At 49.0% G+C, this 22,708-nt stretch carries 20 protein-coding genes and 5 pseudogenes; 21 read left to right on the top strand and 4 right to left on the bottom strand.

The window, feature by feature from the left end; translation table 11 throughout:
- The first annotated feature begins 135 nt into the window (after positions 1 to 135).
- From urtA to phaC, 17 genes and pseudogenes are all read left to right on the top strand, one after another.
- Positions 136 to 1,413 (top strand): urea ABC transporter substrate-binding protein, encoded by a 1,278-nt coding sequence (gene urtA / locus EIZ48_RS17250; protein WP_439126585.1) that lies wholly within the window; start codon positions 136 to 138, stop codon positions 1,411 to 1,413.
- An 844-nt stretch (positions 1,414 to 2,257) separates the two neighbouring features.
- Positions 2,258 to 3,196 (top strand): annotated as a pseudogene (gene urtB / locus EIZ48_RS30700) (urea ABC transporter permease subunit UrtB); the annotation flags it as partial.
- A gap of 3 nt (positions 3,197 to 3,199) precedes the next feature.
- The gene (urtC, locus tag EIZ48_RS17240; RefSeq protein ID WP_160653991.1) at positions 3,200 to 4,321 is read left to right on the top strand and encodes an urea ABC transporter permease subunit UrtC; all 1,122 of its coding nucleotides are present in this window, start codon (positions 3,200 to 3,202) and stop codon (positions 4,319 to 4,321) included.
- Complete coding sequence (gene urtD, locus EIZ48_RS17235) at positions 4,318 to 5,211, top strand: urea ABC transporter ATP-binding protein UrtD (RefSeq protein WP_160653988.1); 894 nt, start codon at positions 4,318 to 4,320, stop codon at positions 5,209 to 5,211. Before urtC ends, urtD begins: the two co-directional genes overlap by 4 nt.
- Complete coding sequence (urtE, locus tag EIZ48_RS17230) at positions 5,211 to 5,906, top strand: urea ABC transporter ATP-binding subunit UrtE (protein ID WP_160653985.1); 696 nt, start codon at positions 5,211 to 5,213, stop codon at positions 5,904 to 5,906. The genes urtD and urtE overlap by 1 nt, the downstream gene beginning before the upstream one ends.
- The gene (locus tag EIZ48_RS17225; RefSeq protein WP_160653982.1) at positions 5,903 to 6,844 is read left to right on the top strand and encodes an urease accessory protein UreD; all 942 of its coding nucleotides are present in this window, start codon (positions 5,903 to 5,905) and stop codon (positions 6,842 to 6,844) included. The genes urtE and EIZ48_RS17225 overlap by 4 nt, the downstream gene beginning before the upstream one ends.
- Before the next feature lie 81 nt (positions 6,845 to 6,925).
- A complete protein-coding gene (gene ureA / locus EIZ48_RS17220; protein ID WP_160653979.1) occupies positions 6,926 to 7,228 on the top strand; it encodes an urease subunit gamma in 303 nt (100 codons plus the stop codon).
- An 8-nt stretch (positions 7,229 to 7,236) separates the two neighbouring features.
- Complete coding sequence (locus EIZ48_RS17215; RefSeq protein WP_439126583.1) at positions 7,237 to 7,623, top strand: urease subunit beta; 387 nt, start codon at positions 7,237 to 7,239, stop codon at positions 7,621 to 7,623.
- On the top strand, positions 7,624 to 9,327 hold the full coding sequence (gene ureC, locus EIZ48_RS17210) for an urease subunit alpha (RefSeq protein WP_160653976.1): 1,704 nt from the start codon (positions 7,624 to 7,626) through the stop codon (positions 9,325 to 9,327).
- A 9-nt stretch (positions 9,328 to 9,336) separates the two neighbouring features.
- On the top strand, positions 9,337 to 9,846 hold the full coding sequence (gene ureE / locus EIZ48_RS17205) for an urease accessory protein UreE (protein ID WP_160653973.1): 510 nt from the start codon (positions 9,337 to 9,339) through the stop codon (positions 9,844 to 9,846).
- 75 nt (positions 9,847 to 9,921) lie between these two features.
- Positions 9,922 to 10,539, top strand: a complete 618-nt coding sequence (locus tag EIZ48_RS17200) for a HupE/UreJ family protein (RefSeq protein WP_160653970.1) — start codon at positions 9,922 to 9,924, stop codon at positions 10,537 to 10,539.
- Positions 10,540 to 10,557: 18 nt separating this feature from the next.
- On the top strand, positions 10,558 to 11,241 hold the full coding sequence (locus tag EIZ48_RS17195; RefSeq protein WP_160653967.1) for an urease accessory protein UreF: 684 nt from the start codon (positions 10,558 to 10,560) through the stop codon (positions 11,239 to 11,241).
- 10 nt (positions 11,242 to 11,251) lie between these two features.
- A complete protein-coding gene (gene ureG / locus EIZ48_RS17190; RefSeq protein ID WP_160653964.1) occupies positions 11,252 to 11,875 on the top strand; it encodes an urease accessory protein UreG in 624 nt (207 codons plus the stop codon).
- 603 nt (positions 11,876 to 12,478) lie between these two features.
- Complete coding sequence (locus EIZ48_RS17185) at positions 12,479 to 13,219, top strand: SDR family oxidoreductase (RefSeq protein WP_160653961.1); 741 nt, start codon at positions 12,479 to 12,481, stop codon at positions 13,217 to 13,219.
- A 39-nt stretch (positions 13,220 to 13,258) separates the two neighbouring features.
- On the top strand, positions 13,259 to 14,467 hold the full coding sequence (locus tag EIZ48_RS17180; RefSeq protein ID WP_160653958.1) for an acetyl-CoA C-acetyltransferase: 1,209 nt from the start codon (positions 13,259 to 13,261) through the stop codon (positions 14,465 to 14,467).
- 82 nt (positions 14,468 to 14,549) lie between these two features.
- Positions 14,550 to 14,897, top strand: a complete 348-nt coding sequence (locus EIZ48_RS17175) for a phasin family protein (RefSeq protein ID WP_075767107.1) — start codon at positions 14,550 to 14,552, stop codon at positions 14,895 to 14,897.
- 66 nt (positions 14,898 to 14,963) lie between these two features.
- Positions 14,964 to 16,784 carry a class I poly(R)-hydroxyalkanoic acid synthase gene (phaC, locus tag EIZ48_RS17170; protein WP_160653955.1) on the top strand — a complete coding sequence of 607 codons (1,821 nt, stop codon included), beginning with the start codon at positions 14,964 to 14,966 and terminating at the stop codon, positions 16,782 to 16,784.
- A 76-nt stretch (positions 16,785 to 16,860) separates the two neighbouring features.
- Here phaC and EIZ48_RS17165 read toward each other — a convergent pair.
- Positions 16,861 to 17,300, bottom strand: a pseudogene (locus EIZ48_RS17165) (CoA-transferase).
- A gap of 252 nt (positions 17,301 to 17,552) precedes the next feature.
- On the opposite strand from EIZ48_RS17165, the gene EIZ48_RS17160 reads away from it, so the two are divergent.
- Positions 17,553 to 18,470 carry a TIM barrel protein gene (locus tag EIZ48_RS17160; RefSeq protein ID WP_160653952.1) on the top strand — a complete coding sequence of 306 codons (918 nt, stop codon included), beginning with the start codon at positions 17,553 to 17,555 and terminating at the stop codon, positions 18,468 to 18,470.
- Between the two features lie 5 nt (positions 18,471 to 18,475).
- Positions 18,476 to 18,709: pseudogene (locus tag EIZ48_RS17155) on the top strand (hypothetical protein); the annotation flags it as partial.
- Here EIZ48_RS17155 and EIZ48_RS17150 read toward each other — a convergent pair.
- Positions 18,705 to 19,275: pseudogene (locus tag EIZ48_RS17150) on the bottom strand (LysR substrate-binding domain-containing protein); the annotation flags it as partial. The pseudogenes EIZ48_RS17155 and EIZ48_RS17150 overlap by 5 nt on opposite strands.
- Here EIZ48_RS17150 and EIZ48_RS17145 point away from each other — a divergent pair.
- Positions 19,241 to 19,436: pseudogene (locus EIZ48_RS17145) on the top strand (MurR/RpiR family transcriptional regulator); the annotation flags it as partial. The pseudogenes EIZ48_RS17150 and EIZ48_RS17145 overlap by 35 nt on opposite strands.
- A 125-nt stretch (positions 19,437 to 19,561) precedes the next feature.
- Positions 19,562 to 20,446 (top strand): DMT family transporter, encoded by an 885-nt coding sequence (locus EIZ48_RS17140; protein WP_160653949.1) that lies wholly within the window; start codon positions 19,562 to 19,564, stop codon positions 20,444 to 20,446.
- A gap of 109 nt (positions 20,447 to 20,555) precedes the next feature.
- Here the strand turns inward: EIZ48_RS17140 and EIZ48_RS17135 are convergent, their stop codons facing one another.
- Both EIZ48_RS17135 and EIZ48_RS29765 read right to left on the bottom strand, forming a co-directional pair.
- Positions 20,556 to 20,912 (bottom strand): DUF6404 family protein, encoded by a 357-nt coding sequence (locus EIZ48_RS17135; protein ID WP_160653946.1) that lies wholly within the window; start codon positions 20,910 to 20,912, stop codon positions 20,556 to 20,558.
- Between the two features lie 248 nt (positions 20,913 to 21,160).
- Positions 21,161 to 21,646 (bottom strand): prepilin-type N-terminal cleavage/methylation domain-containing protein, encoded by a 486-nt coding sequence (locus EIZ48_RS29765; protein WP_160654066.1) that lies wholly within the window; start codon positions 21,644 to 21,646, stop codon positions 21,161 to 21,163.
- Positions 21,647 to 22,708: the final 1,062 nt, after the last annotated feature.

Here is a 22,708-nt window from a genome sequence, read left to right as displayed (position 1 = left end):
GCAATAAATCTGAAAAATTAAATTATTGATTTATCAAAATTATTTTACCTATTTGAAAATGTCGGGTGTGTTGGCCTGATGCTTGCTCTTTGTTGAATGGTTATTCACAAGGAGCTATTTAATATGTCAACCAAGATGTTTAAGAGTACATTCGCAGGTATTGCAGTTTCACTGGCCTTGTCATTCAATGCCATTGCGGCACAAGAAACGATTAAGGTTGGGGTGCTGCACTCCCTGTCGGGCACGATGGCAATCAGTGAAACCACGCTGAAAGATACGATTTTGATGCTGGTTGAAGAGCAGAACAAGAAAGGGGGCGTGCTGGGTAAAAAGCTGGAAGCAGTGGTCGTCGATCCGGCATCAAACTGGCCTCTGTTTGCAGAAAAAGCCCGTGAGCTAATTGAGAAAGAAAAAGTGGACGTGGTATTCGGTGGCTGGACGTCTGTATCGCGCAAGTCGATGCTGCCGGTATTCGAAGAGCTCAACAGTCTGCTGTTTTACCCTGTTCAGTATGAAGGTGAAGAGTCCTCGAAAAACGTTTTTTATACCGGTGCCGCGCCTAACCAGCAGGCCATACCGGCTGTTGACTACCTGATGAATGAGTTGGAGGTTGAACGCTGGGTACTGGCCGGAACCGATTATGTCTACCCGCGAACCACCAATAAAATCCTTGAAGCCTATCTGGAATCGAAAGGTGTTGCCAAGAGCGACATCATGATCAACTACACCCCTTTTGGCCACTCTGATTGGCAGTCTATTGTTTCCGATATCAAGAAATTCGGCTCGCAAGGCAAGAAAACAGCCGTGGTATCAACAATTAACGGTGATGCCAATGTCCCGTTTTATAAAGAACTAGGCTCGCAAGGCGTGTCAGCCGAGGATATTCCTGTTGTTGCCTTTTCTGTCGGTGAGGAAGAGTTGTCGGGAATGGATACCTCACCTTTGGTGGGGCACCTGGCGGCATGGAACTATTTCATGAGCGTTGATACCGATGAAAATGCCGAGTTTGTGGAACAGTGGCAGAAATTTATTAAGGATGATAAGCGGGTATCGAACGATCCGATGGAAGCCAGTTATATCGGTTTCAATATGTGGGTTGAGGCGGCTGAAAAAGCAGGGACGACGGACTCAGAAGCTATCCAGGATGCCATTATCGGCGTGACTGTGCCGAACTTGTCCGGCGGCTACGCGACAATGATGCCAAACCACCATATTACGAAACCCGTGCTGCTGGGCGAGATCCAGGACGACGGTCAGTTCGAAGTGGTATGGGAAACCACGGGCTTGGTGGCCGGTGATGCCTGGTCAAATTTCCTCCCGGGCTCCAAAGACCTTTATGCCAGCTGGCTCAAACCCCTTGAGTGCGGCAGCTTCAACGTCGTTACCGGCAAGTGTGCCGGCGCTAAGCAATAACCGGTTTGACGTAGTAGATCATACCGGGCTCTGCACTTGTGGCTAGGCGAGTGCAGAGGCGTGTTTAACGGGTTTCTGGATGAGTACCATGATGACAATAAATAGATGGCGGCTGCCGATACAGGTAAAGCCCTTATACCGATTTGTGCCCGCGACGTTGCTGGGCTTCGTTTTAATGATTTTCTCCGCTGTTTCAATCGCTGCAGGCAGTAGCTATATAGCGTCATTTTCTGATGTCGAGGCTCAGCTGTCACAACGTAACTTTGCCAAGAAGCAACAAGCCATCGAATGGCTGGCTGAAACTCGTCATCCTGCGGCCAAGACGATGTTAACCGGCTTGCTCGACGGTCAGGTTTTCTATCAGAAAAAGAACAAGCAATTGTTTTTGATCCCCGAGCTGGCCGTTGGTAAGCAAGCTGTATCTATCGCTGATGGGGTAGAAGAGGGAGGATCTGCTGATCAGGAGATCAGCAACAAGCGTGATTATAAGAAAGTTGCGCTGAATAACCGGCTGCGCAAGGCGATCCGTTTGGGTATAGCCCAGTTGGATTTAAGTGCTGATAGCGAGGAATTAAGACTACAGGCTGCAAAAAACTTGCAGGGAAATACAGCCGAGAATGTTCAGAGTCTTGTAAGAAGTGCCTACCAGAGCGAATCGTCGCAAGAGGTGAAAGAGGTGCTTGCACTTGTGCTGGCTGTTGCTGATATCAACGCGCCGGTTCCCGAAGTACGCGAGGCTGCGTTGGCTCTCCTGAGCAATTCTTTGGAGCCGGTGGCTTTTCAGGCCTTGAGTCATGCGCTTGATGTTGAGCTGGCCAAGGACAAGGGTAATGCCGAATTTATCGCCGGGATTGAGCGTGCATTAGATGACTATCATCAGAGTCAGCGGATTTATAACACGGCAGAGACACTCTATTTTGGGTTGAGCCTGGGATCTGTATTGGTGCTGGCCGGGATTGGGTTGGCAATCACCTTTGGCGTGATGGGGGTGATCAATATGGCCCATGGCGAGCTGATCATGTTGGGGGCTTATACCACCTACGTGATGCAGCAACTGATGCCAAACAATATTGGTCTGTCGCTGATCTTGTCGATCCCTGCGGCATTTGTCGTTTCCGGCTTGGTGGGTATTGCCATTGAGCGTGGCGTCATCCGCTTTTTGTACGGCAGGCCGCTGGAAACCTTGCTGGCGACATTCGGTATCAGCCTTATTCTGCAGCAGGCCGTTCGCAGTATCTTCTCGCCCCTAAACCGATCTGTTGCCACTCCGGACTGGATGAGCGGGATGCTTGAAATCAATCCGATGCTCTCTCTTACCTATAACCGTCTCTATATCATCATTTTCTGCTTGTTGGTGTTTGCAGCTCTGGTGTTTGTTCTCAAAAAGACGCCGCTTGGGCTTCAGGTGCGTGCTGTCTCCCAAAACCGGGCAATGGCACGGGCAATGGGAGTGCGCTCAGAATGGGTCGATGCGATGACATTCGGCCTTGGTTCGGGAGTTGCCGGCGTAGCTGGCGTGGCGTTGTCTCAGCTGACCAACGTCGGACCTAACATGGGACAGAGTTACATTATCGATTCCTTTATGGTGGTGGTATTCGGTGGTGTCGGCAACTTATGGGGCACCCTGGTAGCAGGGGTAAGCCTTGGCATTTTCAACAAGATTCTGGAGCCATGGGCCGGGGCGGTATTGGCAAAAATACTGGTGCTGGTTTTCATCATTCTTTTTATCCAGAAACGACCGCGAGGCCTGTTTCCTCAACGTGGCCGAGCGGTGGAGGGATAAGACATGCTTAAAACAATCTTAAAGGACGATCGCGGAGGGCAGTTGCTATTGAGCATACTGCTGGTAGCCGGTTTCGTTATTCCGGCATTGAATCTGCTGGTGCCGCAGGGCCACTTTCTTCATGTCGAGACATACACTATCACCCTGCTTGGCAAATACCTGACTTACGCCTTGCTGGCACTGGCTGTGGATCTGGTTTGGGGTTATCTCGGCATATTGAGCCTAGGGCACGGTGCTTTTTTTGCACTCGGCGGTTATGCCATGGGCATGTATCTGATGCGCCAGATTGGTGATCGCGGTGTCTATGGTGATCCGCTGCTGCCTGATTTTATGGTTTTCCTCAACTGGAAAGAACTGCCCTGGTTCTGGCATGGCTTCGATATGTTCTGGTTTGCCTGCCTGATGGTGGTTTTGGTACCAGGCGTGCTGGCATGGGTGTTTGGCTACCTGGCTTTTCGTTCCCGGGTTTCGGGTGTGTATCTGTCAATCATGACTCAGGCACTGACGTTTGCTTTGATGCTGGCTTTCTTTCGCAATGAAATGGGATTTGGTGGTAACAACGGCCTGACAGATTTCAAGGATCTTCTTGGCTTCAGCCTTCAGTCGGACAGTACCCGGATTGCTTTGTTCGTCGCATCGGTTGCCGCGCTAATTGCTGGCTATGTAATCTGTCGCGCGGTGATCGCCAGCCGACTGGGTAAGGTTGCCGTTGCAACCCGGGATGCCGAGTCACGGGTACGCTTTATTGGGTACAACGTTGATCAATTCAAGCTGTGGATCTTTGTGCTGTCAGCAGTATTGGCCGGTATCGCCGGTGCTTTGTATGTGCCGCAGGTTGGCATTATCAACCCTGGAGAATTTGCGCCACTTAACTCAATCGAAATCGTGGTGTGGGTAGCGCTGGGTGGCCGGGCAACCTTGTTCGGCGCTATCGTCGGTGCCTTGCTTATCAACTATGCCAAGAGCTGGTTCACCATCGAATTTCCGGAAGTCTGGCTATTTGCGCTGGGGAGCTTGTTTGTACTGGCGACTTTATTCCTGCCTAAGGGTGTCACCGGATTTTTCTCTGACTCATTCGTTCGCAAGTCTCCTCGTACCTCGTCTCGTAAGGAGGCCGCATTATGACCACGATTCCTCAGCAACTCTCGCCTGAGAAACTTGACCAGCCGCATTGGCTGCCGGTGCAGTTTCGTCAATCGGTAAAGAACTTTGTTCGCCGGGATCAGGTTTTTGATTTTCTCAAACCGCAACAGCACCCCTTGCTCGATACCCGCCACAACATTTTGTTGTATCTCGAAGGGGTAACCAAGTCATTTGACGGATTCAAGGCGATCAACGATTTGAACCTGTATATCAAGGAAGGAGAGCTGCGCTGCATTATCGGTCCGAATGGTGCCGGAAAGACCACCATGATGGACATCATTACCGGTAAGACCCAGCCTGATGAAGGGCAGGTCTGGCTGGGCTCCAATATCAATCTTCTGCAAATGGACGAAGCCGAGATAGCCAATGCCGGTGTCGGTCGGAAGTTCCAGAAACCGACAGTGTTTGAGTGCCTGTCGGTGTGGCAAAACCTGGAACTGGCGATGGCCGGGGAGCGCAGTGTATGGCGTGTATTCAGAGCTAGTCTTAACGGGGAACAGCGTGATGAGCTTAATCGGGTGCTGCTCCTCATTGGCCTTGAAAATCATGCTGACTTATTGGCAGGTAACTTGTCCCACGGCCAGAAGCAGTGGCTGGAGATCGGCATGCTGCTGATGCAGAAACCTAAGCTGTTGCTGGTGGATGAACCAGTTGCGGGGATGACCCACCAGGAAATGGATCGAACGGCAGAGCTGCTGACATCGCTGGCCGGGGATCATTCGGTGGTGGTGGTTGAGCATGATATGGATTTTGTCCGCTCGATCGCCAGCAAGGTGTCTGTTCTGCATCAGGGACATATGTTGGCCGAAGGTTCAATGAGCGAGGTGCAGTCTGATCCACGGGTCAAAGAAGTCTATTTGGGAGAATCGTGATGCTGGAAATCAAAGGACTGAATCAATTTTACGGTGAGAGCCATACCCTGTGGGATTTGGATATCAGCATTCCCGAAGGGAAGTGTACGGTACTGATGGGACGCAACGGGGTCGGGAAAACGACCTTGCTGCAATGTGTGATGGGGTTATTGCCTGTCAAGAGCGGTGAGATCGTGCTGCAGGGCAAGGACATTAGCAAACTGTCGGCAGAAAGTCGTCCCCGTCATGGGGTCGGGTATGTGCCACAAGGGCGACAGATCTTTCCGTTGCTGAGTGTTGAAGAGAACCTGCAGATCGGCCTGCCCATTCGTGCCAAGGGCGATCGCAAGATCCCCGAGTTTATCTATGAGCTTTTCCCGGTGCTGAAAGAGATGCTCCATCGTCGTGGCGGAGACTTGAGCGGGGGGCAGCAACAACAACTGGCTATCGCCCGGGCACTGGTCGTCAATCCTAGTTTGCTGATACTGGACGAACCGACTGAGGGGATCCAGCCCAATATCGTCCAGGAAATTGGTGACATTATTCGCAGGTTGAACCACGAGCTGGGGCTCACAGTTTTACTGGTTGAACAAAAGCTCCCTTTTGCACGAAAAGTCGGTGATAACTTTTGTCTGCTTGACCGTGGCCGGGCTGTTGCCAAGGGAGAAATGACCAGCCTTAACGACAAGCTGATCAAGGAGTATCTGACGGTATGACGGCTATCCATAACAGTATCGAGACAAAGTCACCGCTCACCAATATTGCATCAATTACCCCCAAACCCTTGCCTGATGAGCTTGAGTCACAGCAAGGGTGGCGGGCGCTGCTGGAACTGGGCTTTTCGGCCAATGCAACCAAAACGGTATTGAAGCACCGCAAGCAGGTTGGTCCGCTCGCTGTTCAGCGTCCGCTCTATCCTGAAGGCGATGTTTGTCACATGTATTTGCTTCATCCTCCCGGCGGTGTTGTCGGTGGAGACAAGCTTTCAATTTCTGCCCATTCAGAGACTGATGCCAAGGCATTAATCACCACGCCCGGCGCGACCAAGTTTTATCGCTCTTCGGGAAAATACGCCTATCAGCGTCAGCATCTCTCGGTAGAAGCTGGCGCTATGCTTGAGTGGCTGCCGCAGGAGAATATCTATTTTCCGGAAGCGCGGGTCAGGCTGGATACCGAGATCGATATCGAGCCCGGAGGCCGATTTATTGGTTGGGAAATGCACTGTTTTGGGCGACCTGCACTAAAAGAGGGCTTTACCAGTGGGAGTGTCGTCGGTTGCACCCAGCTCAGGATTGGAAATGAGCTGATTATTGCAGAGCAACTGAATGTACAGGGTGGTGATCAGCACCAGCAAAGTGCAGGCCTGCGGGGCAATCCAATGCTGGGCACCATGATAGTGACTGAATCTGACGAGCCCTTGCTCAATATGGTACAGACCTTGCTTTGTGACTATCAGGAATACTTATTGGAAAACAAGTTAGTAGCTGGTGTGACTGAAGTAACGGACAGCAGCGACGAGCACAGAGTGATGGTCGTCAGGGCGATGGGGGAAGGCACCGAGCCAATGATGGCGCTGTTTACCCAGGTTTGGTTGTCAGTTAGGAAATCGTGGTCAGGCAGTACTCCAAGTGCTCCCAGAATTTGGGCGACCTGATCCTTACACCTTATCTTGATGATACCCAGATGAGTGCCCGGAATATTACCTGGATGGTTATCGGGTTTGCTGGAGGAATAGATGGAATTAACACCCAGAGAAAAAGATAAGTTGCTGATTTTTACCGCAGCACTATTGGCAGAACGACGTCGTGACAAAGGCTTGAAGCTCAACTATCCGGAATCGGTGGCTTTGATTAGCGCGGCGATCATGGAAGGGGCCAGAGAAGGACGAACCGTTGCAGAGCTGATGGACTTTGGCCGGACGATCTTGTCTTCAGACGAGGTGATGGAAGGCGTGGCAGCAATGATCAACGACGTTCAGGTAGAAGCGACGTTTCCTGACGGTACCAAGCTGGTCACCGTTCATGACCCGATTGTATGAGGTGAGTGATGTCAGACAATCAACAAGATGTGTCCCGCGCGATGATTCCCGGCGAGCTTCAATGCGCCGAGGGTGAGATTGAACTGAATGTGGGTAAACCTGTAGTGACGGTGTCGGTGGCCAATTTGGGGGACCGACCGATACAGATTGGCTCCCATTACCATTTCTTTGAAGCCAATGAAGCGCTGGAGTTTGAACGTGAGGCTACGCTGGGCTACCGGCTCAATATTGCAGCGGGTACGGCTACCCGTTTTGAGCCGGGACAGTCGCGAACGGTAGAGCTGGTTAGTTTCGGCGGTACGCAGACTATTTATGGGTTTCAGGGCAAGGTCATGGGCTCTGTCGGGCAGTCCGCATTGGCGATAGAACCTGACTGCAGGGAGGCAGAGGAATAAATGGCGACGATTTCAAGGCAAGCCTACGGTGAAATGTTTGGCCCGACCGTTGGTGACAGGTTGCGTCTGGCTGATACCGAGTTATGGCTGGAGATTGAGAAAGACTATACCCGCTACGGTGACGAGGTGAAGTTTGGCGGTGGCAAGGTGATCCGTGACGGCATGGGGCAGAGTCAATTGCCGTCTTCGTTCACACCAGATCTAGTGATCACCAACGCCGTTATTCTCGATTACTGGGGGATAGTCAAAGCCGATGTGGCAGTCAAAGATGGCCGTATCAGCGCCATTGGCAAGGCGGGAAACCCGGATGTGCAGTCCGGTGTCGATATCGTGATTGGTCCGGGCACGGAGATCCTCGCGGGTGAGGGCGCTATTCTGACAGCCGGAGGCATCGATTCCCATATTCACTTTATCTGTCCGCAGCAGATTGAAGAGGCCCTTTGCTCGGGGATCACCACCATGCTTGGTGGAGGCACAGGACCGGCGACAGGCACCAATGCCACGACTTGTACACCGGGTCCGTGGAATATTCATCGAATGCTCGAAGCGCTGGATACTTTTCCTATGAACTTTGGCCTGCTCGGCAAAGGAAATGCCAGCTTGCCTGAAGCGCTGCATGAACAGGTCGAGGCCGGAGCTATCGGTTTGAAACTCCATGAAGACTGGGGAACCACGCCAGCTTCGATTGACAATTGCATGACGGTAGCCGAAGACACAGACGTTCAGGTTGCTATTCATACCGATACGCTAAACGAATCCGGTTTTGTCGAGTCAACCTTGGCTGCCATCGGCGAGCGGGTGATCCATACCTACCATACCGAAGGTGCTGGTGGCGGCCATGCGCCTGATATTATCCGCGCCTGCGGTGAATCAAATGTGCTGCCTTCATCAACCAATCCGACCCGGCCCTATACGGTCAATACCGTTGATGAGCACCTGGATATGCTGATGGTCTGTCATCATCTCTCTCCTTCGATTGCAGAGGATGTGGCTTTTGCCGAATCCCGGATCCGGCGGGAAACCATTGCTGCCGAAGATATTCTTCATGATCTGGGGGCATTTTCGATGATTGCATCCGATTCTCAGGCGATGGGACGAGTCGGCGAGGTGATCACGCGTACCTGGCAAACGGCTCACAAGATGAAAGTGCAGCGTGGCAGCCTGCCGCAGGATACAAGCTATAGCGATAATTATCGCCTCAAACGCTATATCGCCAAGTACACCATTAACCCGGCAATTACTCACGGGATCGGTCATGAAGTCGGTTCCATCGAGATAGGAAAACTTGCTGATTTGGTGCTTTGGAAGCCTGCTTTTTTCGGGATCAAGCCCAGCACCATCATCAAGGGCGGCATGATTGCCGCCGCTCCGATGGGCGATCCGAACGCATCGATCCCAACGCCACAGCCTGTGCATTATCGGTCGATGTTTGGCAGCTACGGCAAAGCGAGCCAGAACACGTCGATGCTGTTTGTTTCGGCGTCGGCTAAATCAGCAGGCATTGATGAACAGCTTGGCTTGCAAAGTTTGATTGGCATTGCCAAAGGGTGCCGCACCATCTCCAAGAGCGACATGGTGCTGAATGACTGGCAACCCAATATAGAGGTTGACTCACAGACCTATCAGGTACGTGCCGACGGTGAGTTGCTGGTGTGCGAGCCGGCAGAGGTATTGCCGATGGCACAGCGTTATTTCTTATTTTGAGGATCACTGATGATTGTTCTAACTCAGATTTTGACAGCACAGGAGTCAGCATTATTAACCGGTAGCGCAACGCTGAGCCTGCCAATTGACTCAAGGATTAAAAGCCGTCTGAAGGTCAACTTAGACGATGGCAGAGAGGCTGGGCTGTTTTTACCACGGGGCAAGATCCTGCGAAACGGCGATTTACTGCGAAGCGAGCAGGGAGTATTGGTCAGGGTACTGGCAGCCGAAGAGGCCGTATCTACTGTCTACTGTTCCGACCCGCATCTTATGGCGCGGGTTTGCTATCACCTCGGTAACCGCCACGTTCCGCTTCAGATAGAGCCTGAGTGGGTGCGATATCAGCATGACCATGTGCTGGATGAGATGGTGATAGGGTTGGGGGCCGAAGTGACATCTGAAACGGCTGCCTTCGAGCCTGAAGCTGGCGCCTATGGTGGTTCGAGTAGCGGGCACTCACATGCAGGGCATAGCCATGGACACCATCACCCCGATGAACACCGCCATCATAGCCATTGAACCGGTAGTGGTTAAGGCAAGGTATCAATAACAGACAAAGCATGAAGCTTGATAACAACAACGCAAGGAAACGATATGGTTAAATCAATTCACACTCGTTCATTAGTACCACCACTGACAGGTGTTGGAGCTGCAGTACTTTTACTGGCCTCTGGTTCGGCGATGGCTCACAGCGGTCATCGCCCACTAGAAAGCGGGTTGTTCTCTTCTTTTTTCTCTGGTGTTACCCATCCGATCACCGGATTAGATCATCTGGTTATGTTAGTGGGTGTAGGGTTGATTGCCGCCCAGTATAAGCAAAGAAATCAACAGGCGCGCATTATGCTGGCTGCTTTGTTCAGTATGCTGCTTGGTCTCGGGTTTGGTGCACTGTCGGGCTTTGCCACAGGCATTGAAACGCTGATCCTTGCTTCCGTGTTTGTTGCAGCAGTTGCCGTTTACAGCCGTCAGCGAGCAGTGAGTAATGGCTGGTCAGTCGCACTGTCTGTACTGGCAGTTGTTGCTGTTATGTTCCATGGTTGGGCCCATGGACTAGAGGCCTCAGCTTCCAGTTTAGTGGCCTTTGCTCCCGGTATGTTGGTGAGTGCCGGGCTGCTCGCGATAAGTGGTTTTAAGCTAGGTCAGTACCTTACCCCTAAATGGCAGAGTGCCCTGCTGGCGATGAGTGGCACCTTACTTGCGATTGCTGCTTGAGTGGCATGGTAGGTGATTATGCCTAACTCCAGACATGAATTATCGGATTTTCGCCTTTATCAGCTAATGAGCCCCTCACTGCCAATTGGTGCGTTTACCTATTCGCAGGGGCTTGAATGGGCAATAGAAAAAGGCTGGGTAACCGATCAGGCAAGCCTGCAGCACTGGCTGACAGATGTGCTTCACCATAGCCTGGTAACACTGGAATTACCGATATTATCTCGCCTGTATAAGGCCTATGAACAGCATGACCTCTCTATAGTAAATCACTGGAATCAGTGGCTATACGCCAACCGTGAAACCAAGGAATTACGCCTTGAGGAGCAGCAGAGAGGCAAAGCGACTATAAGGTTACTCGCGCAACTGAATGAGTCGTTTTCGCCACAAGACTTGAGTTATGCGGAAGCTAATCAGCTGGCCGGGTTTGCGTTGGCGGCGAATCACTGGGGAATAAATTCGGCAGCGTTAAATGCCGGTTATCTCTGGAGCTGGCTCGAAAATGCAACGATGGCGGGGGTGAAGCTTATCCCCTTGGGCCAGAGTGCCGGACAGCAGATATTGCTGTCGATGTCACAGCTGTTACCTGATGCCCTGGCAGCCTCGCAACGGGTTCAGGACCATGAAATCGGCAGTTTTACAGCGGCGCAGGCGATAGCCAGCAGCCAGCACGAGACTCAATACACCAGACTTTACCGATCTTAGGGAAGTAACTATGACAGAATACAAATCACCATTACGGATTGGCGTCGGCGGCCCGGTAGGGTCGGGAAAGACAGCATTGTTGGAGATACTGTGTAAAACCATTCGGGATAAGTACAACATCGCCGTGGTGACCAATGATATCTACACCCAGGAAGATGCCAAGATCCTGACCCGTGCGGAGGCACTGGATGCAGACCGAATCATTGGTGTCGAGACTGGCGGCTGTCCTCATACGGCAATTCGGGAAGATGCCTCGATGAACCTGGCGGCGGTTGAAGAGCTGGCGGTAAGGCACAAGAACCTTGATGTGGTTTTTATCGAGAGCGGCGGCGATAACCTGAGTGCGACTTTCAGTCCCGAGCTGGCCGATTTAACGATTTATGTCATAGATGTCGCCGAAGGGGAGAAGATTCCGAGAAAGGGAGGCCCGGGTATTACCCGGTCGGACTTGCTCGTGATAAACAAGATCGATTTGGCTCCGTATGTTGGAGCGTCGCTGGAAGTGATGGATCAAGATACGAAGCGAATGCGACCCAATAAGCCTTATGTATTCACTAATTTAAAAGAAGGGAAAGGATTGCCGGAAATAATCGACTTCATAGTGACACAAGGCATGCTTGATAATTGTTCGTAAAATAGAGTAATGGCAGAATAAAAAGCTGGGAGAATTTCGCCTGGCTTTTTCTTTTTTTATAGAGATCTAAAATTTTTTTGAAATGATAGTTACCAGAAATGTAATTAACAATTTAATTGGTAATAGATATTATTTAAATATCCATCAATAATCGCTATTTTATGCTGTCCGTTATTGTGCAGTTATGCATATAAGCAGTGCAACTTTTCAATTATTTCATTTCGTTTGTTACTCAATTCTATTATTTAAAGCTAAATAGAATCTTTCTATCTACCTGGCATTGTTAATGCATCATATATGTAACATATCAATAATATTTATCGCTGAAATGGTTACATCGGTCAAGTGTGATTCTATGCAGGAATATTGGTACGACCATTGATGCAGTGTGTTGATATTGCTATGTGCGTGTGTTCTTATAATATTCATGCAACATAAAGGTCACGGAACTGTCGTTTTCGACCGCTAGGATGCAACAACAGATTTGGAAAGAAAAACTGAGAATCAGTTTGGTTGGTTAGTGCCCTTGTTTTGATTTTGATAATAATATCATTTAATTCAAGGTGATATAGCAGCATCAATGATGGAGTGGAGTCTTCTGTAATGAATAAAAAAGCATTAGTAACTGGTGCGAAAGGTGGTATTGGTTCTTCAATTACAACTGCTTTGGTTGAAGCGGGGTATCGAGTAATTGCAACATACTTCCCGAACGGAGAAACCAAGGCGAAAGAATGGTTTAAAGAGAATAATTATTCAGAAGATCAGGTTAGGCTATACCCTCTAGATGTTACGGATACAGCATACTGCGAAGAGGCTTTGGCAACATTGCTGAAAGAAGAGGGTAACATTGATGTGTTGGTTAATAATGCTGGTATAACGCGTGATACGACATTTAAGCGAATGACAGCAGAACAATGGAATGAAGTTATTTCAACAAACTTAAATAGCTTGTTTAATGTAACTCACCCATTATTTGCTTCAATGTGTGAGCACGGCAATGCCCGTATTATTAATATCTCTTCAGTTAATGGGTTGAAAGGTCAGTTTGGTCAGACAAATTATTCAGCAGCGAAAGCGGGAATGATTGGTTTTACTAAAGCGCTGGCTGCTGAAGGTGCACGTTCTGGTGTAACTGTAAATGCCATTGCCCCGGGTTATACCGGCACACCTATGGTGGAAGCAATTAAGCCGGAAGTACTCGATGCTATTAAAGCTGAAATTCCAATGAAGCGTCTTGCTGCACCTGGCGAAGTGGCTGCAGCGGTAACCTTCCTCGCAAGTGATGCTGCAGCATATATTACAGGCGAGACATTGTCTGTGAACGGCGGTTTGTACATGCATTAACGGTTGGTTTAGATTTTTTTAATTAAGGACGCTTAAAAAATGACTAAAGTTTTTATTGTAGCTGCAAAACGTACTCCTCTTGGTAGCTTTAACGGCGCACTAAAATCAGTGCCGGCTGCTCAGCTAGCCGCTGTCGCAATCAAAGCGGCTATCAAGGATGCCAAGATTGATCCTGCCCATCTGGATGAAGTGATTCTTGGCAATGTGGTAGGTGCGGGCCAGGGCATGGGCCCCGGGCGTCAGGCTGCGATATACGCCGATATTCCACAGGAAGTTCCGGCTTACAGCCTGAATATGGTTTGTGGTAGTGGTATGAAAGCGGTAATGGATGCAGCTTCTCACATCAAAGCCGGCGATGCCGACCTTGTTGTCGCGGCAGGTGCGGAAAACATGTCACAAATTCCATTCTGTCTACCAGCGAAAATTCGTGATGGTCAGAAAATGGGTGGCCTTGAAATGTCTGACCTGCTGATTTCTGATGGCCTGACAGATGTCTTCAATAACTACCACATGGGTGTAACGGCCGAGAACGTTGTTGCAAAAGTTGGCCTGAACCGTGAGCAACAAGATAACTTTGCACTTGCCAGCCAGCAGAAGGCGGTAGCAGCCATTGAGCAGGGCAAGTTTGCCGAAGAGATTATACCTGTAGAAGTCACTGTCCGTCGTAAGACAAATGTTGTCGATACCGACGAATACCCGAAAGCCGATGCCACTATCGAAGGGTTGGCTAAACTGCGCGCCGCATTCAAGAAAGAAGGTGGCTCGGTGACTGCCGGTAATGCCTCGGGGATTAATGATGGTGCCAGCGCCATTATTGTTGCCTCGGAAGCGGCTGTTGAGAAATATGGTTTGACTCCACTGGCTGAAATCGAAAGTTATGCCCAGGCTGGTGTTGCACCGGAAATTATGGGCCTCGGTCCGGTACCGGCAGTTGTGAAAGCTCTGGACAAGGCCGAGCTGAAAATCGGCGATGTCGGTTTATTCGAATTCAATGAAGCGTTCGCCGGTCAGGCACTGGGTGTGCTGCACGAGCTGGCGGATGAGTTGGATACTCAGGTTGAAGATTTAGCTGAGCGTTCAAACGTAAATGGTGGTGCGATTGCACTGGGTCACCCGCTGGGTGCGTCAGGTAACCGTATCATTGTAAGCCTTCTGCATGAAATGCGCCGTCGTGGTACAGAGCATGGCCTTGCCACGTTATGTGTCGGTGGTGGTATGGGTACGGCAATCGTACTGAAGAGCGTTTAACTGAAAGTGTTTCGGATTGTACCCGGATACAGCATGGCCCGGGTACGTCACTCATTACTTTGTTTAATTGAAGGAAATAGCTATGTATACGGAAATGTTTAAATCTTTCTCCGAGCAGACTGAAAAATCTTTTGCACCATATGTAAAGTTCAACAAGCTGTTCACCAAGAATGTTGAAGAGCTAACTGAGCTTCAGCTAGCAGCTGTTCGTGCCTATAGCGAATTGGGTCTTTCTCAGCTGAAAGCTGTTAGCGAAGTTAAAGACGTACAGTCTTTCGCTGCATTCAACAGCCAGCAGCTTGAAACGCTGACTAAGCTTTCTCAGCAGCTAATCGACGATAGCAACAAGTTCAATGCCGTTGCTCAAACGTTCAAGACTGAAGTTGAAGAGCTAGTGGCTGAAAATGTTAAGCAGGCTACGCCAGTATAAGTGAAATGACCACTCAGCCGCCCCTCTCGTGGGCGGCTTTTTAGTCCAAATACAGAGGTCATTGTAATGAACTATAACTTCTTTACGGACTACTTTGCCAAGCTCCAGGATATGAACCAGATGTGGTGGAAAGAGCTGGATTCCGGCAAAGCAGCCATAAATACCCCCCTTAATAAAGCGCTCAATGAATTAAACTTGGACGATACCGCCGAGTTAATCGAAAAAGCCGCAGCGCAACCAGCCGTGCTTGCTAAAGTGCAGCTAGACTGGTGGGAAAATCAAATGAAGATTTGGCAGAATGTCACCATGAAAACCGGTGATGAGTCCGATCTTGTTAAGCCCGAAAAAGATGACAAGCGTTTCAGTGATCCTGCCTGGGAAAATGAAGCGTTTTATAATTATATCAAGCAGTCCTATTTGCTCTTTAGCAATACGATGAAAGACACCATCGACTCGATAGAAGGACTGGATGAAAAAGCCAAAGAGCGCCTTGGCTTTTTCTCGCGTCAGGCCATCAATGCCTTGTCGCCAACCAACTTTATTACCACCAACCCAGAGCTTGCCAAGCTAACGGTTGAAACGAACGGGGAAAACCTCGTCAAGGGTATGGAGTTGCTTCAGGAAGATATGAAGGCCAGTGCCGATGTGTTGAAAATCCGCATGACGAACGATAATGCTTTCCAGCTGGGCGAGAATGTTGCCAATACAGCTGGTGATGTTGTGTTCAAGAATGACTTGTTTGAACTGATTCAATACAAGCCATTGACGGAAAAAGTGAATGCGACGCCGCTTCTGATCGTTCCGCCGTTTATCAACAAGTACTATATTCTGGATCTTCGCGAGAAGAACTCCATGGTACGTTGGCTGGTTGAACAGGGGCATACTGTATTCATGATGTCCTGGCGTAATCCTGATGCCAGCATGGTCGATGTCGATTTCGAAAACTACGTGCTCGATGGCGTAGTGAAAGCTGTGGACGTGGTAGAAGACATCAGCGGTGAGAAGCAGATTAACGTTGCCGGTTATTGTATCGGCGGTACTTTGCTGGCCGTTGCCTTGGCGTATTATTCGGCCAAGCGGATGCGTAACCGTATTAAGTCTGCTTCCTTCTTCACGACATTGCTGGACTTCTCTCAGCCGGGTGAAATCGGGGCTTATATTAACGATCCGATTATCTCTGCGATAGAAGCTCAGAATGAAGCGAAAGGGTACATGGATGGGCGCTCGTTGAGTGTTACTTTCAGTCTGCTGCGTGAAAACAGCCTCTACTGGAACTATTACATCAATAATTACCTCAAGGGTAATAGCCCAATCGACTTCGACTTGCTTTACTGGAACGGTGACAGTACTAATGTCGCGGTAGCCTGTCATAGCACTCTGCTGCGTCAGTTCTATCTTGAGAACAAGCTGACCGATCCGAAAGGCTATAAAGTCGGCGGCGTGTACATTGATCTGGCAAAGATCAAGGTGCCGACCTACTTTATCTCGACACAGGAAGATCATATCGCCCTGTGGCAGGGAACCTTCCGTGGGTCGCAGATGCTTAACGGCAAGTCGACGTTCGTTCTTGGCGAATCCGGGCACATTGCCGGAATCGTTAATCATCCGGCCAAGAATAAGTATGGTTTCTGGACCAACAGCAAGAAGGTTGCGGATGCAGAGGCATGGCTTGAGTCAGCCAAACGCCAGGATGGCTCCTGGTGGGGGCACTGGAATACATGGTTAGCTGATTTCGAGTCGGCAGAGCCAATTGATGCCCGCCAGGCTGGCAATGCAAACTATCCGGCACTTGCTACTGCACCGGGTAATTATGTGTTGCAGACGCTACCGATTGAGGTATCGAATGCTGTCGAACAGCATCAGCAGAAGGCAAGTCAGAAAGCTTAATCCTTTTACTTTGTCACAATTGAAAAGCCAGCAGGTTATCTGCTGGCTTTATTCGTTTTTACCGGAAAAATGTGGGTTACAAATCTGATGGCAGTGCCATCGTGGTCAACGATGGTGAGATGAATAGCGGGGCCTCGGTGGCCGCCTGAATCTCATCAATGGCGGTCAGAGGCAAAGAACATTGTTTGAGCAGCTTAGGTTTGCCTTTAACAGTATGTTCCATGGCCACTATGACTTTCTGGGCACCAACTACCAGGCTCCTGTGGTTGCTGTAATTGGCTGACCGCCTGCATTGACCAGATCCGGGTCAATATTGTGTTCGTCTGGCATCTCGCCGATTCCGGTAAGGCCATTTTTTGCTTGCAGCAGAATCTCAATATCACTGGTAACTTCATTGGCAACCAGCGACGGAAGACCGATACCGAGGTTAACGACATCGCCGTCGTGTAGCTCCTGGGCCACTCGCCAGGCAATCATTCGTCTGCTCTGGTGCTGATTGCGGTGATAGCAAACCATTAAAGCTGCCTATGGGGGTACGCTTGGCAGCAACGATATAGAGAGGTTCCATAGACTTATATCCTGTCAAAGTGCTTTTCTGCGTGGATTCAGTCTACGAGTGAGTGAAGTGCGAGCGTTATAGCCAAAGATTCAAAACCGTTTTGCATATATGCAATACCAAGGTGGGCTATGCATCACGTATTTTCTGGGCACTTCATTCTAGGCTATGAATAATTTCTCAATTTTATGAATGATAAGAAGGGTATACCTATGAGTAACTTGATTGCATGTGCGCCATGCTGCTGGGGGGTAGAGTCTGCTGACAACTCCTATAACCCCTCCTGGATGGATGTGTTGTCTGAAGCTAAGCAGGCACGGTTTGTCGGTACCGAGCTCGGGCCATATGGCTACTTGCCGCGGGAGGCCGACACGCTCAATACCGCTCTGCATCTAAAAGGGCTGGAAGTGTGTGCCGGTACTATTTTTGAGCCGCTGTCAGATGCGAACAAGCAGGCCGACATTTTAGAAAAAACTGAGCAGCTATGTACGCTGCTGCAACAAATCGGTACTGAAAGGCTGGTGGTCATCGATTGCGTGAATGATATTCGCAGCCACTTTGCTGGAGTTAGCGATGAAGCTCCGCGTTTGGATGATGCCCGCTGGACGCAGATGATGGAGACGATCCGCAAGATCAGCAACATCGCGAGTCAGTACCAAATCCGGGCAGTCGTGCATCCTCATGCCGGTGGTTATATCGAATATCAGGATGAGATCGAGCGTATGCTGGCAGACCTTTCTCATGAAGAAGTCGGATTGTGTCTTGATACCGGACATCTCTATTATGCCGGTATGGATCCCGCAACCAGCCTGGTGAGATATGCCGATCGTCTAGATTATGTGCATTTTAAAGATGTCGATGCAGCGAAGTATTATCAGGCCGTCGAGAAAAGAGTCGGCTTCTGGCAGGCTTGTGCTGATGGTGTGATGTGTCCGCTGGGTGAAGGGGCGGTTGACTACGGTGAAGTCAGTAAGGCTTTGCAGGAAATTGGTTATAAGGGTTGGATTGCCGTTGAGCAGGAAAGGGATCCTCGCCAAGCCGCAACAACCCTGCCTGATTTGAAGAAGAGCCGAAAATTCCTGGTAGATAATGGTTTTGTTGCTAGCTATTCAGGTAAGTACGAAAACTGATAACAATGATAGTGACCGATCCTTGGTTTTATCTTACTGTCGTACCTGCTGTATTGATATTCGGGATCGGAAAGGGTAGCTTGGGCGGCGCTTTGGGGATTATTGCTGTTTCCCTGATGGCGCTGGTCGTTTCTCCAGCTCAGGCCGCTGCTATTCATGCCGGAGGCGGCCCTGCCAGTATTTATCTGCTACCGTTGCGGCTCGACAAGATCACTCTCATTGCCACGATGGCAGTACTTCAGACTCGACAATAAAAGCTGGTAGATACGCAATACCGGCTCCCAACTTTGCAGTAACAAGTCGCTGTCGTTTACCTCGAGCGATTTAGGTACTTTAACAATCTGGCTTTCACCGTTTGGGTAAAAATCCAGTCATTGCTTCCTGTGAGAGTGGTCGCGAACAAGCACTGATGTTTGGCTAAATCTGCCGGGACATCAGGGGCAGGGTTTCGCGCCAGATAAACCGGGGAGGCCACGACAATAAACGGGCTCTGCATGATTTCGCGGCGCACAAGATGGAGATCTTTTTCTCGGTATCCCTGATAGCAGGCGTTGGCACTGATCACCAAGTCACTTTCACCTATATGATCCAGCGCCCAGGGAGTAACTTTAATACTGAAGGTAACGTCGCTGTTTTCGGCCATATACTGGCTGATTTTTTCCATCAGGTAGTGGTTGGCATACACCGGGGTGCAGGCAATATTGAGGTGACCTTTGTCATGGTGCTGAAAGTCTTGCAGGGTACGGCAAAGGTGCTCGGCATTGTCGACCATAGGAGAAAATTCGACGAACAGATTTTGCCCGGCCGATCTGGATACACTGAAAGAGCTGATTGTTAAGCGCTACGACAAACTCAGTCATCGCTTACAGCAGGTTGCGGACTATGTTGATGGCGCAGCCAATGCTCGTTGTCGTCGAGACAATGGCAACCATTGCCGAACAGGCGGATGTACCGCTGTCGACACTCTGCTTACATAAGAAAATACCAAATTAGCCCTGCAGCATACTTATTGGTTTTGGTAATGACTGCTTTGAAGATAGAATAGCCAGTCTTTGCAATATCGCCTCTCTTTCACACTTGTCAGGTACATTATGACTTTGGATCGTCGCGCTGATCTTATACTGATCGCTACAACTATGCTGGCGGCTGCCGGATGGATTTTCTCGAAAGAGGCCATTCAGGGTCTGCCGCCGTTTGGTTTTGTCGGTACACGCTTTGTATTGGCGTCGATGTTTCTGCTGCCATTTTGTTTTTCGGCGTTAAAGAAAGTCAGCCGCGGTGATTTATTCAGGGCAATGGGCGTTGGCTGTTTGCTAGGCAGTGCGCTGTTGCTATGGATCTATGCTGTTTCTGTTAGTGACACCCTGGGCGAAGGCGCGTTTATTATGAGCCTCTCTATGCTCTTTGTGCCCTTGGTTGCCTGGCCATTGTTCAGGCAACGTCCACCGCGGATGTTCTGGTTCTCTCTGCCGCTGGCTTTCGGTGGCCTGATGCTGCTATCGCTGGGCGGAGGCTGGCAACAGTCGGCTAGCCAGATATGGTTTGGACTGGCTGCATTGATGCTGGCCCTGCATTTCAATTTCAACAGTCGCTGTGCTCAGCGTATTCCTGCTTTATTACTGACATGTATTCAGCTGTTTGTTACCGGGAGCATGGGGCTGGTGGCTTCGCTGAGCTTTGAAACCTGGCCGCAGCATGTTGGCCTGGATATCTGGGGCTGGTTTGCCATGAGTGTAGTGATCGCAACCAGTTTGCGCTACGTCATGCAAACAACCGGGCAGAAGCACAGTACTGCCGCCAACGCCGCGATTATCATGGTGTTGGAGCCGGTATGGACAGTGTTTCTGAGTATTCTCTGGTATGGCGAGCAAATGCCGATAAACAAAGTCCTCGGTTGTAGCTTGATTTTGATGTCACTGCTGATTTACCGCGGCGGCGCAAAGATCATGGCAAAGTTGAAGGCGGTGCGAGCATAAACTTATAACCAGTCATAGGCGTTTATCCGCCGCAATCAAGGCAACGAACTGGGCTAGCTGGCCGGTCAGTAGCATATGATGAACTGCCATTTTGGTGTTTGGCTCTATCTTAGGTGAAGTCTTTATCTTTTAACCATTTCTCCCATTGATATAGCTTCAAACGCTTTGCTTTTCTTTTAACTTTGATGGCTAGAATGGCGCCGGTAGTAATACCAAATAATAAAGCGGCATATAACTGGGTGATATCTAACCCGATAAATTGCCAGACAAATAGCCACATGAAAAAGCCCCAAGATAATGTCCCCAGGACTGTTTCAAGCCAAAATAACTTCATGGGGCTTTCAAATAAACGTGGCTTACCTTTCTTTCCTGTTAACTTATAAAATAGGGCGGGAAAGGGTTTAACCTCATCTTTTGTTGCACCAAGTGAGATCAGATATACTTGGACAAATTCATCCTTTTCCATTGTCGTGTGCCTTAAAACAGAGAACGCAGGAAGGTGTTGTTATTACTATTATTGTTAGTAATAAGAGCGAGCTTACTGAGTTAACTTATGAATACAATGGCAAGACGATATATGAATATTATCTCTGCAGTTAGTGATCATGCGCTCACAATTCTTATTAGGAATAAGCGCATTCTGCCAGATGCATCACATTGTATAGAAATGAATAGTCATGAGGTGTTATTGTGAAATCACGTAATCGGAGAGTATTAACTGCGTTTAGCTAATTTAACCTCACCATTTATTTCTGAATAGGTTAACGTATATGGCGCATCAATAAACTTATATGTGCATTTATTGCCACCAGTATTATTGCCTGATGCAGTTGGCTTTTCGTAGTCATCTCGAGTCAGGCTGGAACCCGGTAATAGATTCTCAAGGATATCTTCGCAGCCTTGTAATTTGTCGATTATGCGAGGGTAGCCTGTTTCATTAAAATGCAGGTTATAAATCGTATAGCCCCACTTACCTTCTCGGCCTTCAGTCACATCAGGGTCGGGTTCTCCATCAACGAGCCATTTACTATGAAAAAGCTCAACAGCAGAATGGAATGATCCTTTCAGGCTTAAATACGTTGCTTCCCTTGCATCATCTTGTACATTTAAAAACCTTGGAGCAGCTGTTACCGAAATGATTGCCAGAAGAACAATAACGACAATTAACTCAATTAATGTAAAACCTTTTTGCAACTGCACCAACTTGCCCTCCTAGCTTCTGGGCAAGAATTATGCAATACGTTGAGTTGTCTTGTCTACTTCATGACAGCTAAGTTGCAGTATTTACGGGAATATTTCGGCAAAAAACACGCTCGAGTAGAGTTTTAACTCTAGTTTTATAAATGTTATTAATTGAGTGGTAAAGTTTAGAAATTTTCTTATTTTAAGATGGTGTGAACCTGTTGGTACTTGAAAGTAATATGAGCCATGGCTGTATTCGATAAACTATCAATACCAAAGAAAGTTCTTCCCCTTGAGCGATGGAGTAACTTGGTTGATGAAGCCAATAGAAGGGGAAGTTAGATGGGGTTGTTATGAATTATCGTCTGTTTGATACGATATTATTGAATTCGGTGTTACCAGCCTCCTCCAGCTCCCTCTTATATGAACAGTTGCTGCCAATTGGGTTTTACCGAACAAGGGGGAGGGCTGATCGCTGGAGCTTTGACTATTATTGTCAGTAGTAAATTCTATGTGCTAATAAGTAATAGGAGCCGTGGCTGTATTCGATAAACTATCAATACCAAAGAAGGTTCTTCCCCCTTGAGCGATGGCATTGCTTGGTTGATGAAGCTAATAGAAGGGGAAGTTAGATGGGGTTGGTGGTGGCGTTATGAGTTATCGCTTGTTTGATTCGATATTAATGGAATACGAATTGCCAACCCCCTCCAACTCGCCCTTTTTTTGAACAGTTGCTGCCAATTGGGTTTAACCGAACAAGTGGGAGGGCTGTTCGCTGGTGCTTTGAGTATTATCGTCAGTAGTAAATTCTATGTGCTAATAAGTAATATGAGTCATGGCTGTATTCGATAAACTATCAATATCAAAGAAAGTTCTTCCCCTTGAGCGATGGAGTAACTTGGTTGATAAAGCCAATAGAAGGGGAAGTTAGATGGGGTTGGTGGTGGTGTTATGAATTATCGTCTGTTTGATACGATATTATTGAATTCGGTGTTACCAACCCCCTCCAGCTCCCCCTTATATGAACAGTTGCTGCCAATTGGGTTTTACCGAACAAGGGGGAGGGCTGTTCGCTGGTGC

This window comes from Photobacterium alginatilyticum (assembly GCF_009910675.1).
Classification (GTDB): domain Bacteria; phylum Pseudomonadota; class Gammaproteobacteria; order Enterobacterales; family Vibrionaceae; genus Photobacterium; species Photobacterium alginatilyticum.
Note: the sequence above shows the minus strand (reverse complement) of the source record. Positions and strands in the feature narration are given on the sequence as shown.

Bases quoted from the DNA above. Each gene is read 5' to 3' on its own strand.
- urtA (WP_439126585.1), top strand. From the start codon at position 136: ATGTTTAAGAGTACATTCGCAGGTATTGCAGTTTCACTGGCCTTGTCA.
- urtC (WP_160653991.1), top strand. From the start codon at position 3,200: ATGCTTAAAACAATCTTAAAGGACGATCGCGGAGGGCAGTTGCTATTG.
- urtD (WP_160653988.1), top strand. From the start codon at position 4,318: ATGACCACGATTCCTCAGCAACTCTCGCCTGAGAAACTTGACCAGCCG.
- urtE (WP_160653985.1), top strand. From the start codon at position 5,211: ATGCTGGAAATCAAAGGACTGAATCAATTTTACGGTGAGAGCCATACC.
- EIZ48_RS17225 (WP_160653982.1), top strand. From the start codon at position 5,903: ATGACGGCTATCCATAACAGTATCGAGACAAAGTCACCGCTCACCAAT.
- ureA (WP_160653979.1), top strand. From the start codon at position 6,926: ATGGAATTAACACCCAGAGAAAAAGATAAGTTGCTGATTTTTACCGCA.
- EIZ48_RS17215 (WP_439126583.1), top strand. From the start codon at position 7,237: ATGTCAGACAATCAACAAGATGTGTCCCGCGCGATGATTCCCGGCGAG.
- ureC (WP_160653976.1), top strand. From the start codon at position 7,624: ATGGCGACGATTTCAAGGCAAGCCTACGGTGAAATGTTTGGCCCGACC.
- ureE (WP_160653973.1), top strand. From the start codon at position 9,337: ATGATTGTTCTAACTCAGATTTTGACAGCACAGGAGTCAGCATTATTA.
- EIZ48_RS17200 (WP_160653970.1), top strand. From the start codon at position 9,922: ATGGTTAAATCAATTCACACTCGTTCATTAGTACCACCACTGACAGGT.
- EIZ48_RS17195 (WP_160653967.1), top strand. From the start codon at position 10,558: ATGCCTAACTCCAGACATGAATTATCGGATTTTCGCCTTTATCAGCTA.
- ureG (WP_160653964.1), top strand. From the start codon at position 11,252: ATGACAGAATACAAATCACCATTACGGATTGGCGTCGGCGGCCCGGTA.
- EIZ48_RS17185 (WP_160653961.1), top strand. From the start codon at position 12,479: ATGAATAAAAAAGCATTAGTAACTGGTGCGAAAGGTGGTATTGGTTCT.
- EIZ48_RS17180 (WP_160653958.1), top strand. From the start codon at position 13,259: ATGACTAAAGTTTTTATTGTAGCTGCAAAACGTACTCCTCTTGGTAGC.
- EIZ48_RS17175 (WP_075767107.1), top strand. From the start codon at position 14,550: ATGTATACGGAAATGTTTAAATCTTTCTCCGAGCAGACTGAAAAATCT.
- phaC (WP_160653955.1), top strand. From the start codon at position 14,964: ATGAACTATAACTTCTTTACGGACTACTTTGCCAAGCTCCAGGATATG.
- EIZ48_RS17160 (WP_160653952.1), top strand. From the start codon at position 17,553: ATGAGTAACTTGATTGCATGTGCGCCATGCTGCTGGGGGGTAGAGTCT.
- EIZ48_RS17140 (WP_160653949.1), top strand. From the start codon at position 19,562: ATGACTTTGGATCGTCGCGCTGATCTTATACTGATCGCTACAACTATG.
- EIZ48_RS17135 (WP_160653946.1), bottom strand. From the start codon at position 20,912: ATGGAAAAGGATGAATTTGTCCAAGTATATCTGATCTCACTTGGTGCA.